This window comes from Limnospira indica PCC 8005, assembly GCF_000973065.1.
Lineage (GTDB): Bacteria > Cyanobacteriota > Cyanobacteriia > Cyanobacteriales > Microcoleaceae > Limnospira > Limnospira fusiformis.
In genome coordinates, this window is record NZ_FO818640.1 from 2,117,250 (window position 1) to 2,129,942 (window position 12,693).

7 protein-coding genes and 6 pseudogenes are annotated in these 12,693 nt (G+C 46.5%); 8 read left to right on the top strand and 5 right to left on the bottom strand.

The features are described 5' to 3' along the window. Positions 1-95 precede the first annotated feature (95 nt). Entirely contained in the window at positions 96-1,085 is a 990-nt protein-coding gene (locus XZ46_RS09285; protein ID WP_006626268.1) for a YdcF family protein, read from the bottom strand. A 197-nt stretch (positions 1,086-1,282) separates the two neighbouring features. Next, positions 1,283-2,761: a polyphosphate:AMP phosphotransferase gene (pap, locus tag XZ46_RS09290; RefSeq protein WP_006626267.1), complete on the bottom strand. Its 1,479-nt coding sequence runs from the start codon at positions 2,759-2,761 to the stop codon at positions 1,283-1,285. Between the two features lie 441 nt (positions 2,762-3,202). Between pap and XZ46_RS09295 the strand changes: the two genes are divergently transcribed. The 5 genes and pseudogenes from XZ46_RS09295 to XZ46_RS09310 all read left to right on the top strand — a co-directional run. Further along, the gene (locus XZ46_RS09295; protein WP_006626266.1) at positions 3,203-3,448 is read left to right on the top strand and encodes a DUF2949 domain-containing protein; all 246 of its coding nucleotides are present in this window, start codon (positions 3,203-3,205) and stop codon (positions 3,446-3,448) included. Between the two features lie 478 nt (positions 3,449-3,926). Continuing rightward, positions 3,927-4,802: an IS630 family transposase gene (locus XZ46_RS09300; RefSeq protein ID WP_048895025.1), complete on the top strand. Its 876-nt coding sequence runs from the start codon at positions 3,927-3,929 to the stop codon at positions 4,800-4,802. A 17-nt stretch (positions 4,803-4,819) separates the two neighbouring features. Continuing rightward, positions 4,820-5,066 (top strand): annotated as a pseudogene (locus XZ46_RS28870) (transposase); the annotation flags it as partial. Positions 5,067-5,584: 518 nt separating this feature from the next. Beyond that, entirely contained in the window at positions 5,585-5,740 is a 156-nt protein-coding gene (locus XZ46_RS35005; RefSeq protein WP_008055272.1) for a hypothetical protein, read from the top strand. Between the two features lie 84 nt (positions 5,741-5,824). Further along, positions 5,825-6,364: pseudogene (locus XZ46_RS09310) on the top strand (IS630 transposase-related protein); the annotation flags it as partial. A 14-nt stretch (positions 6,365-6,378) separates the two neighbouring features. Here the strand turns inward: XZ46_RS09310 and XZ46_RS09315 are convergent. The 3 genes and pseudogenes from XZ46_RS09315 to XZ46_RS09325 form a co-directional block, all read right to left on the bottom strand. Beyond that, positions 6,379-6,877: pseudogene (locus XZ46_RS09315) on the bottom strand (IS630-like element ISAtsp1 family transposase); the annotation flags it as partial. A 27-nt stretch (positions 6,878-6,904) separates the two neighbouring features. Beyond that, entirely contained in the window at positions 6,905-8,554 is a 1,650-nt protein-coding gene (locus XZ46_RS09320) for an IS1634-like element ISAtsp2 family transposase (protein WP_048895005.1), read from the bottom strand. Between the two features lie 84 nt (positions 8,555-8,638). Continuing rightward, positions 8,639-9,023, bottom strand: a pseudogene (locus tag XZ46_RS09325) (IS630-like element ISAtsp1 family transposase); the annotation flags it as partial. Between the two features lie 57 nt (positions 9,024-9,080). On the opposite strand from XZ46_RS09325, the pseudogene XZ46_RS09330 reads away from it, so the two are divergent. From XZ46_RS09330 to XZ46_RS38260, 3 genes and pseudogenes are all read left to right on the top strand, one after another. Continuing rightward, positions 9,081-9,428 (top strand): annotated as a pseudogene (locus tag XZ46_RS09330) (IS630 family transposase); the annotation flags it as partial. A gap of 495 nt (positions 9,429-9,923) precedes the next feature. After that, positions 9,924-11,360, top strand: coding sequence for a group II intron reverse transcriptase/maturase (ltrA, locus tag XZ46_RS09335; RefSeq protein WP_228116519.1), 1,437 nt, complete (start codon positions 9,924-9,926; stop codon positions 11,358-11,360). Between the two features lie 370 nt (positions 11,361-11,730). After that, a pseudogene (locus XZ46_RS38260) lies at positions 11,731-11,835 on the top strand (IS607 family transposase); the annotation flags it as partial. Between the last annotated feature and the right edge of the window lie 858 nt (positions 11,836-12,693).

Here is a 12,693-nt window from a genome sequence, read left to right on the forward strand (position 1 = left end):
GATTAGGCACTACCGTTACGAGCAATGACTAACATTTGTTGGTTATCTCCTCTAAAGAATCCTCGTAGCTTTAGCCCGATGGAGTGTCAACAGACTTATAAACTAGGAGCCATCCACCCCCGTAGAAAGTAATAAAAAGTAGCGAGATATTCATCAACCACACGGGTACTGAGAACCAAAGCCTCCGCATTAGGGGCGAAGTCTTGGAAAGAAACCCTCTCCTTACGTTTGCCATAGGGAATAAAAGTAGAAAAATTAGTGGGAGCCGGAATTACCTTAAAACCAGCTTGAGTAAATGTGAGGGCGGCGCGGCGCATTTCTAAGGCAGAAGTAACCAAAATGATAGTTCTTCCTAACCGCCTTTTTTCCATGATTTCTTTGACTTCTAGGGCTTCTTCCCTAACGGTATGGCTTTCAGTTGCCAAAAGAATATCACTAGGCAAAACTCCCATATAAATCAATAACTGTTGAATATCTTTCGCCTCATTAGTCGGATGAATTAACTCATGGCGATCGCCTGCTGCTACAATCACCAAACGAGCTAAACGTTCCCGATAAAGTTCGGCTGTATAGGGAATGCGATCGCCTGTAGCCGTGAGTTGGATCTGAGTTCTGTAGGGCAATTTAGGCTGTGTTGTTCCCCGTCCTAACAAAACAATTGCCCCGGCTCTTTCCCCACAACATAAATCAGTTTGAACTGTTTGCACAGCCACCCTTTCCACCTGCAAAGCCAACCATTGAGCCAAAACGGGGGTACTCGATAAAATCAGAATTAATAATGCAGTTAAAATTAAATTCGGAGCCGGATTTTTAATCCCCCCATTAGTAATCAAAGCCGAGGCAATGGTTAATAGTAAAATTGATAAACCCAGAGGTCTTAGAAAAATCGCCAAAAGCTGAATAACAGATCTACCAACCTGGCTATCAGGAGCGATAAAAGTGACTATAAGTAAAGTGAGAGTTAGTAAAAAAAACAGCCGACTAACTAAGCTATTTTCTTTGCCTGCTAAGAGTCTCCAAATCCTAAAAGAAATGGTAATCAGTAGCAGTAAAACCAGAACTTGGGTGAGTAATACAAACATCATTTTTTCCCTTCATGGTTGACCGTGGAGAATCCCACATCATATCACCCTTTGATTTTTCCTGGTCTACCCCAAATCAAATCACAGAGTGCTTTAGGGACTGAGGAAAACGAGAGCCGTATAACTGACAAATAGTATACGGCTCAAGTTTATAGTGAACTACCCGACGCTGGCAATAGTTTTGCCAAATTGCCTACTAACTATAAAGTTTGAGCGATCGCATCAGCCACCGTTTGCGCCACCTGCACCCGCGCATAAAACTTATCATTACCGGAAACCAAAGTCCAAGGAGCCCTAGGGGTATTAGTCCGATGCACCATTTGGTTGACGGCTACCTCATAACAAGACCATTTTTCCCGGTTCCGCCAGTCCTCATCTGTGAGTTTATATTGCTTAAACGGATTATTCTCGCGTTCAGTAAACCTTTCAAGTTGGGTATCCGGGTCAATATGTAACCAAAACTTCAGCAAAATATAACCCGCCGTAGTCAGTTGTTCCTCAAACTCATTAATTTCTCGATAGGCGCGTCGCCATTGTCGTTCGGAAGCAAACCCCTCAAGGCGTTCTACTAAGACCCGACCATACCAACTGCGGTCAAAAACGCCAATTTTTCCGGCTGGCGGAAGTTTACGCCAAAACCGCCACAGATAATGATGCACCTTTTGCTCATCAGTGGGAGCAGCAAAAGCATGAACTTCATAGCTGCGCGGATCAAGAATATCGGTTAAACGCTTAATGGATCCCCCTTTTCCAGCCGCGTCCCATCCCTCAAATATGGCTAAAACGGGGATTTGCTGTTCAAAAATCATTTGCTGCATCTTACCTAAGCGAACCTGTTGTTCCCGCAACTGTTCCTTATAGTCATCCTCTGACAAGGACAAACTCAGATCCACAGCAGCCAGGGGTTGTGGATCGGTAGGTTCTAGGTGTTGTTGGGGAGGAGTAAAAATAGGAGGCGGTTGCACTTCCAGCCTTTCGAGAGTCTCTTTGATAGTAGACACCATTTTAGATAGCACCTTGACCCTACCCCACCGTTTATCATCTCCCTCTACTAAGGTCCAGGGAACTACACCCGTGCTGGTGTGAATTAGCATCTCTTCGGCATAGGAACTATAAATATCATAGTTTTTAGCCTGCTCCCAGTCTTCGGGACGCACCCGCCATGCTTCTAGTTCATCGTTAGTGGCCTTTTTCAGGCGGCGCTTGAGTTCTTTTTTGCTCAAGTGAATCCAAAATTTGGCGATCGCTGCCCCATCGTCAATCATTTGACGCTCAAAAGCATTAATTTGACGCATTGCCATCCCTACATTAGCTTCTGGAAGTCTCTCAAATAGACGATCTTCCAGAACATGGGTATACCAACTGTGGTAAAAAATCCCGATTTTCCCATAACCTGGGAACTCTTGCCAAAATCTCCACATGAATGGATACAACCGCTCCTGTTCGGTCGGGGGCCACACCGGAATCACTTTGAACCCACGAGGGTCCATATAGCTAACCATTTTTTTGACTAGAGAACCCTTACCCGCCGCCGCCCAACCCTCCAGGACGATAATCACAGGTAGTTTTTTTTCCCAGCAGATTTGCTGTAGCGATCGCAGCTCCCGCATCAGTCCTTCCGTCTGAGTCTTATAGCTTTCTTTATCTAGCGAAAGCTCCAGGTTTAGTGTGTTGAGCATGAATATGAATCAATATCCGTCTAACTTACATCCAGTCTAGCAGGATCAGGAGTCCGGGAACACCCACTACACAGAACCGCCAGTCCCATTCCTTTTTAGATTATGGTTTGATGATTTTGTGATCCAAACCCGCTTCATTGCTTTTGTTAAAAAAACATTAGATTTTCACCAGAATAGCTCTGGTAACGGCTATGATAAATTTTCCCCCAAAAAAAAGTGCCGTCTGCCCAATTAACTCCCCCGGCACCTATACAGCTCAAACATAATTAGTGACCCAGATCACTTAAATTTCACAAAGAAATCACAATGTTCGGGTGTAATATATCACTGAACTTAGTTAGATAGAAGATAATATAGATACTATAGGAATTCACACCCGACTTAGTTATCTAATCCGACATCCAACAGTTCCCAACTTTTTTACGTTCATGCAGGAAAAAAATGATGATCTCAACCAAGCAAGCCCAGTTAATTCAATTTTTACGTTGGGAATTAGCGATCCCTGCCTCTTCCATCGCCATGGCCCTCCGACATCCTGAGCAAGAATCAGGTCAACTTCCCATGATTTTATGGCAATACGGGCTAGTCACCCTAGAACAGCTTGACCGGATTTTTGATTGGCTTGAAAAGTTCGGAACCTCTCCAGATATCACCTCCCGGTCTTATTCAGACAAAAAAGCTGGTTGAGAATCAATGGACTTAGATAGCATCTCAATTACAGATGCGTCTTAGGTTCCTTGGTTTATGCCGAATTTACACACTAATAGCCAATTTCTCTCAAGACTAAAATCTACCTGCATGACCTAAAAGTTTCAACTGCGAATGTTGAAAAATGATTAGATGATCACTATATATGTCGCCTCAAAAATGTTGGGGGTGAAAAAATTTTTGTATGGAGGTTTGACCAACCTTTTCTACCCTTAAAGGCTAAAACGAAAATTATAGCAACCGGTTGCTCACAATAAATCAACTATTACCGCCCAGATGATAAACATGGCCCATAGACAACAGCCTGGGACAAAAATTCAGCTATTGACCAGGTGCGTCAGTTGTTGATGCTCCGGTTGGGATCCCTATTTACGGGGTCTGACGCACCCTACTATAGCACCAGACAGGAAAGTTAGGACGTATAATGGAGAGGACGAGATGACTAAGAAGACCAAAAATGCCAGCCCCCTATAGTTACGACCTCAGACAAAAAGTTATTGATGCCATTGAACTAGACGGTATGCCCAAAACAGAAGCCAGTCAAGTTTTCCATGTCAGCCGGAACACCATTAATCTCTGGCTGCAAAGAAAAGCACAGACCGGAGACTTCCTCCCTAAACCTAATCACCCACCTGGCAATAACCACAAAATTACCGACTGGCATAAATTCAAGGCTTTTGCCCAAGAGCATGGCGATCAAACCTCCGCTCCAATGGCTGAACTTTGGGATGACGACATCTCTCCTCGCACCATATCCAGAGCCTTGAAGAAAATTGGCTTCACCAGAAAAAAAACTTACGGCTACCAAGAACGTTGGAAGCAACAGCGAGAGGAGTTTATTGCTCAGATTGAACAGATGGAGCCACAAGAAGTGGTCTACCTCGATGAAGCCGGCATGAATAGTCAGGACTCGGATTACCCTTATGGTTACTGCGAGGAAGGAAAACGCTTCCATGCCCTCAAATCAGGGAAGAGGCAGGGCAGGGTGAGCTATATAGCCGCATGGTGTCATCAACAACTCTTAGCCCCCTTTAGCTTTGAGGGTTGTTGTAATCGGACAGTGTTTGAGTTGTGGTTGGAGTTCATCTTAATTCCAACACTGAAGCCAGGTCAGACTCTAGTGCTAGACAATGCAACGTTTCATAAAGGGGGACGGATTCCTGAGCTAGTGGAGGCGGCTCAATGCCGTTTGCTCTATCTACCACCTTATTCGCCAGACCTCAACAAGATAGAGAAATGTTGGTCGTGGTTGAAAGCCCGCATTCGCCATTGTATTGAGCAGTTTGATTCTCTCGATGATGCCATGGATTCCGTTCTCAAAGCTGCGTCCTAACCACCTTGACTAATGCTATAATTCCAACATTGAAGCCAGGTCAGACTCTAGTATTGGACAATGCAACGTTTCATAAAGGGGGGCGGATTGCTGAACTGGTGGAGGCAGCTCAATGCCGTTTACTCTATCTTCCGCCTTATTCGCCAGACCTCAACAAGATAGAGAAATGTTGGTCGTGGTTGAAAGCCCGCATTCGCCACTGCACGTGAGCAGTTTGATTCTCTCCATGATGCCATGGATTCTGTTCTCAAGGCTGCGTCCTAACCGTATTGACTAGTGCTATACTAGATGATTCCGAAAATACCAGGCTGTGTGTGGTAGAGTTTTCAGTAGTGCAAAAAACACATTATGAGATATGCCACACCGAGGGAAGCGTCACAAGTCCTTCAGGTCTCAGAAAAAACACGGCCCGTTACTGGGACAGGGACGGAAAAATACTCACAATTAGAACTCCCCCTGGTCATCGACGATAGGACATTGATTACGTCATTAATCCAGGCGGCCACACAAGAATTAGAATCCTCTACGCCAGAGTCAGTTCGTATAAGCAAAAGTCAGACCTCTTTCGACAAGCCGACTACTTGCAATCGGAGTTTGCAGACGCAAAACTCGTCAAAGAAATCGGATGGGGACTCAACTAGAAACGAAAAGGGCTTTTATCCATTTTGGGACAAGTCCTGTCAGGAGATGTCAGAGAAATTGTGGTCTCGCACAAAGACCGACTCGTCAGGTAAGGTCAGGACCTTATCGAGTGGCTCTGTCAACCAAAAGATGGCCAACTCGTGGTTCTCAACCGAAGTGACTTATCTCCAGAACCAGAAATGGTTGAGGATGTGCGACGTGAAGTCGTGCGGTTAGTGGAACCCATTCCACAAGAACAGAGGAGCCGTCTCCTCCAGGAAATCCTTTCTTCCTGTTCCCATGTAAAAGAGTCCTAGACTCCGCCGATGTCAAAAGTATAGCACCAGACAGGAAAGTTAGGACGTATAATGGAGAGGAAGAGATTACTAAGAAGACCAAAAATGCCAGCCCCCTATAGTTACGACCTCAGACAAAAAGTTATTGATGCAATTGAACTAGACGGTATGCCCAAAACAGAAGCCAGTCCAGTTTTCCATGTCAGTCGGAACACCATTAATCTCTGGCTGCAAAGAAAAGCACAGACAGGAGACTTCCTCCCTAAACCTAATCACCCACCTGGCAATAACCACAAAATTACCGACTGGCAAAAATTCAAGGCTTTTGCCCAAGAGCATGGCGACAAAACAGCAGCTCAAATGGCTGAACTTTGGGATGACGACATCTCTCCTCGCACCATATCCAGAGCCTTGAAGAAAATTGGCTTCACCAGAAAAAAAACTTACGGCTACCAAGAACGTGATGAGCAACAGCGAGAGGAGTTTATTGCTCAGATTGAACAGATGGAGCCACAAGAAGTGGTCTACCTCAATGAAGCCGGCATGAATAGTCAGGACTCGGATTACCCTTATGGTTACTGCGAGGAAGGACAACGCTTCCATGCCCTCAAATCCGGGAAGAGGCAGGGCAGGGTGAGCTCTATCATTAGTCAAGGTGGTTAGGACGCAGCTTTGAGAACGGAATCCATGGCATCATGGAGAGAATCAAACTGCTCACGTGCAGTGGCGAATACGGGCTTTCAGCCATGACCAACATTTCTCTATCTTGTTGAGGTCTGGCGAATAAGGCGGAAGATAGAGTAAACGGCATTGAGCTGCCTCCACCAGTTCAGCAATCCGTCCCCCTTTATGAAACGTTGCATTGTCCAATACTAGAGTCTGACCTGGCTTCAATGTTGGAATTAAGATGAACTCCAACCACAACTCAAACACTGTCCGATTACAACAACCCTCAAAGCTAAAGGGAGCTAAGAGTTGTTGATGACACCATGCGGCTATCATACTTACCCTGCCCTGCCTCTTCCCTGATTTGAGTGCATGGAAGCGTTTTCCTTCCTCGCAGTAACCATAAGGGTAATCCGAGTCCTGACTATTCATGCCGGCTTCATCGAGGTAGACCACTTCTTCCGGCTCCATCTGTTCAATCTGAGCCATAAACCCTACATTCCGCAGGTTGATAGGTAATTAACCGGATGCGTAGTAATAGCGCTCAACGGGTGGACCGAAGAGGTGAATAATCAATCGCCGTTCATCATTGAGATTGCTAATCTGCCTTTGCCCATCGAGATTAACCCAGTGGATTCCTTGAAACTTCTGCATAATCCAGCGAAAGGTCGGTTTAGCGGTGGGTTGTTGGCGTTGGTCGCGCACCGTTTGCTTCTGAGCATCTAGCGCCTGTCGCAGTTGGCGTTCGGCGAGGGTATACACCATAAGGGTTAGGGCCATGATGAGAGCTAAGGCCTCGACCCGCTGCGGCTTTTTGACAAAGACGCTACTGGCCAAGAAGAGGGGGTCTTTGAGGAAGCGAAAGCCTCTCTCGACGGTCTGTTGCCCTTTATATTCGCTCAAGCAGGTCTGAGCCGGCCAGAGGGATTGCTCCAGTTGATTGGTGGCTAGAATAAAGCGACTACGCTGACGGCTAAAGCGGTCTTCCGCCGTGGCGGTCTGCTGTAACGTGGCCTGGAGCCGATAGCCCTGAACTGGGGTGGGTTCGGCGGATTTGGCGGGACGACCGGGGGGTCGCTTGGCCCGCACCGTCTCCAGGGAGACCTGAGTGAGCTGATGCACCTCGAGTCCATCTTGAAACTGCATCAAGGCCTCGAGGGCATCGGGTTTGCAAGCAAAGACCCGCTGGGTCAGCTTTTTCAATTGGCGGTTGAGGCGGTGTTCGAGCTTCTCTAATTCGGGTTGCCAGAGGTCGGCATTGGCTTTGCGGGTTTGGCTTTCGACGAGGCGCCAGCGCTGGCGCACTCCGGCATAGGTCTGCTCAATCTCCCACATCCGGTAATCCTTGGAGTTGCAGGGGACTTCAGTCAGTCGGGTGACATCGCTGTGCACCAGCTCTTGAGCCGCTTTTAGGGTCAGCGGCACCCGTGATAGCCACCCCGTGGTCTCCATCTGCTGCAGATTGGCTGCTGTGTAAAAGGCGGCATCCATCACAACGATACCGTCGCTAGTCCATTGGTCACCAAACGCCTTGAGCACCTCTGCAAACTGCTGAGTGTCCTGTTCATTGCCACTGGCCAACTGCAACCATAGCGGCACGCCACCGTCGGCGGCACAGACTAGAGTCATCAAAAACTGTTTCAAATCTGGACGATGGTCTCGGGAATAGCCTCGACACAGCCGAATTGGGCTGGGTTCTGCTGATGTCTCACCGGGGGGAGCTGACTCAAGTCCTACCTCGGATTTCCCCTTCGAGCACCGCTGATACTTCCCTTCTACTGAGATCGAGGTGGCATCGAGATGACGCTGTTGAATATCAATTCCAAATCGTTCCACAGCCTGGAGCGCCACCTGGAGAAAAAATGATGTCGTCCCTTCTGCGTAGAGTTCATCCAACACTCGACCTAAGCGGTCGTCATTCAAGTGACGAGCCTCTACCCCTTCCCCGAGCAGATGAGACACCGCTTTACTCTCAAAAAACTCGCTGAATAAATACAACGGTGCACTGAGAAAGCCTAGGGCGTTCAAAATCATGGCTTTAACCACTTGTCCGGCACTCACATGCTCCAAGCTATGAGGTTCAATCCGCTTATCCGTCAACTCGACCAGGCCAAGTTCGTCAATCACTCCAGCCACTAAACCCAGATGGTCTAAATTTTTAATCTGCATCGCCAGAGCCTACCACTCGAAGGAACCCTTTCTAGCCTAGACTAGCACCATATCTTTTATTCCCTGTCAACCTGCGGAATGTAGGATAAACTCCTCTCGCTGTTGCTCATCACGTTCTTGGTAGCCGTAAGTTTTTTTTTCTGGTGAAGCCAATTTTCTTCAAGGCTCTGGATATGGTGCGAGGAGAGATGTCGTCATCCCAAAGTTCAGCCATTTGAGCTGCTGTTTTGTCGCCATGCTCTTGGGCAAAAGCCTTGAATTTTTGCCAGTCGGTAATTTTGTGGTTATTGCCAGGTCGGTGATGAGGTTTAGGGAGGAAGTCTCCGGTCTGTGCTTTTCTTTGCAGCCAGAGATTAATGGTGTTCCGGCTGACATGGAAAACTTGACTGGCTTCTGTTTTGGGCATACCGTCTAGTTCAATGGCATCAATAACTTTTTGTCTGAGGTCGTAACTATAGGGGGCTGGCATTTTGGGTCTTCTTAGTCATCTCGTCCTCTCCATTATACGTCCTAAGTGTTCTGTCTTGTGCTATATATAGCCGCATGGTGTCATCAACAACTCTTAGCCCCCTTTAGCTTTGAGGGTTGTTGTAATCAGACAGTGTTTGAGTTGTGGTTGGAGTTCATCTTAATTCCAACACTGAAGCCAGGTCAGACTCTAGTGCTAGACAATGCAACGTTTCATAAAGGGGGGCGGATTGCTGAACTGGTGGAGGCAGCTCAATGCCGTTTACTCTATCTTCCGCCTTATTCGCCAGACCTCAACAAGATAGAGAAATGTTGGTCGTGGTTGAAAGCCCGCATTCGCCATTGTATTGAGCAGTTTGATTCTCTCCATGATGCCATGGATTCCGTTCTCAACACTGCGTCCTAACCACCTTGACTAATGCTATAAGTAATGAAATTGGCATAATGCAAGGCACAGAAGCCTAATATACTTCCAGCCTAAAAGAGGTATAAGAGGCAAGGGAAAGTCCCAGAAGGGTTAACGAAAGTGAATCTCCCCAAGCTCCGTTATCCATTTAAATGTGAAATAAGGCTGATACACATTAACCAAAAGGTGAGCAGAGGGGTAATCAGATGTCTTCGCTGATTACGGAAGGACAAAGCCTCTGTCGGAGCATAGGAGGAACCCAACTGGAACGAAGGTTCTACGCACGAAACACGGTAAACCCTATGAGTTCTCAAAGGTCGAATGAGTAAATCAACCGTAAGGAAGATGAATAACTCAGAGGGTATAGGAGGTTGGAAAAAGCGAATGTCCCTGTGTAATGCAGAGAATAGGGGTTCAAGATTTGCCTCACATCGAAAGATGGCAGACTTCCAACTGGTCTTAAACGATAAACATTTGTGAGGAATCCCAACCGAGATGAAAGATGGAACCAGCAATGGTATTGGAGTCAAGGAACAAGCTTTGGAATGGGCGGACATCAATTGGAAGTCCATAAAGAAGAATGTTAGGAAACTAAGACAGAGAATTTATCGAGCAACTCAGAACGGTGAGTGGAAAAAGGTCAAAAGCCTTATGAAACTCATGATACGCAGTTACTCCAACCTGCTACTGTCAGTAAGACGAGTAACCCAAGAAAACCAGGGAAAAAGCACGGCTGGGATTGATAAACAGACGGCTCTAACCCATCAGGAAAGGGTGAAACTGGTCGGGGAAATGACAAAATACACACCCGGGAAGGCTTCGCCAACTAGGAGAGTGTATATACCAAAAGCAAACGGAAAAAGGAGACCGCTCGGAATTCCCACAATTAAAGACCGAGTTCGACAAGCAGTAGTCAAGAATTCCTATGAACCGCATTTCGAGGCTAGGTTTGAAGCCAATTCCTATGGCTTTCGACCGGGGAGAAGCGCCCATGACGCTATCGATCAATGCTTCCTCCGACTTCAAGGAGGAAAGGACACATGGGTGCTAGACGCGGATATTAAAGGGGCTTTTGACAACATAAACCATGAATTCATACTCAAAGCCGTAGGTAATTTACCAGGTAGAGAGATAATCAAACAATGGCTGAAAGCAGGATATGTTGAGGCAGAGATATTCAACGCAACAGAAAGCGGAACACCCCAAGGCGGTATAATAAGCCCACTATTAGCAAACATTGCCCTAGATGGATTAGACGAACTTCTCAAAAAGTATCAGAAAATAACCATCCAAGTTAGGAAGAGTGGCAATCGCCAGGGGCAACAGGAAAGAGTGAAGTCACCGATGTACGGTTACAGTCGCTATGCAGATGACTTCATCATTACTGCTAGATGTGAGGAAGATATCAAAGCCGTGGTACCCATCATCGAAGAATGGTTGAGCAAAAGGGGACTGACTCTAAATAAAGAAAAGACCTCTATCACCCAGATAGCACAAGGGGTTAATTTCCTTGGGTTTAATCTACGTCAGTACAAAGGCAAGCTTCTCACCAAACCTCAAAAAGAAAAAAGAATGCGAGCTTTCCTTCAAAAGTTACGAGATTGGCTCAAAGCCAACAAATCACTTCCCCAGGACGTAGTAATACCAAATATCAACCAACAATTAATCGGATGGGCAAACTACTACAGAACGGGTGTCAGTAAAGCGGTGTTCTCCTATGTTGACCATATGGTTCACAAGATGTTGTGGGCATGGGCAGTCAGGAGGCATCCAACAAAAGGGAAAGAATGGGTTAAGAACAAATACTTCCGCACCAAGGTAAGGAGGCAATGGATATTCGCGGCAGAGGTAAAGGACAGGCGTGGAAATTCCCAAACCGAATCGGTGGTTAAAATCTCTCTCAAACGCCGATTAAACGCCACGTCAAAGTAAAGGATACCTCATCCCCAGACAATCCCGCCCTAGCCAAATACTGGGAACAGCGATAAACCTCAACAGGGAAGACCCGATGGGATAAAGACTCGAAGTATTACAAAGTGGCTGAAAACCAGAAATAGAAATGTCCAGTATGCGGTGAAAATCTGTTCAACGGAGAAGAACTACACACCCATCACTTAATCAGAGTGAAAGATGGGGGGGACGGATCAAGAATCAAACCTCGTCCACGTACATAAAGCCTGTCATTTACATATACACACAGGCTCACATTCTGATAAGCTAAAGCCTTGAGCCGGATGATGCGAAAGTGTCAAGTCCGGTTCTTAGGAGGGGATGAGATGGTGACATCAATTCCCTACCCGCCATCCTTGCCATCGTCCATGTCTTCAGTTGCCGGCTCTATGGACTCCGAAAGTACAAGTCTGCTATCAAAGAAGATTCGAGTATATCCAGAAACGGCACTAGCTAAAACTTGGTTTCAATGGATATCAGCAGCCAGATGGTGCAACCGATAAGCGATCGCCATACTTAAAACTAAGGTGCGAAACGTTTAGGAGTGAAATAGGGCTGCAATGCCTGAAATAACCTCCTAGAGGGAGATAGACTGAATCAACCCAGTCATCCCTTAACTGTTTATATGTTCCAACGCTCCAATTGCAATGAGGAGCAAGGCAGGAGACTCAAGGTCAATCCCATTTTAAGAAATCGCAATGTACCGTCCAAGTATACCTAGGAGGAGTAAAATCCACTTGGGGCGATTATGGGAAAGAGTAAAGGCGATAGCCACCCCCAGTTTTGGGAATCACAAACCCAGGATTGAAGCGGGGAACGGAAGGCGTGAAGTAGAACCTACTACCAGATGCGACCACTGCCAACCATCCATGATTAGGGAAACCGAATGTTCGGCTTGAACCATCGTTATAAATAAGCAGCGAAATAGGTTTGATACGCTGCGCCCAAAAGGGTAAGGGGAAAAGTAGGAGTTTGTATTTACTACCTACACAGACCTTTTTAAGTACCCCGGTGGATAGAACAAATCTAAAGATGGAATGCCCATATAAACGGAACGTTTAAACCCCTGTTAGGCTCTCAGTAGTGTTGTGTCTATTGAGTAGTGAAAAGTGTAAGCGTATGGTGCGAGACGTTCGGGTATGAAATAGGGCTGAAATGCCCGAAATAACTACCCGGTGAGGATTCCAGCTCCGAATCTGGATATAAGGAGACCTCTCCTGACCATCCTCATAACTGGTTATATGTCCCGACGCTTAGGGAACTAAGCAAGGCAGGGAACTCAAGGTCATAAACGAACTGAGAAATCAGGGAGTAG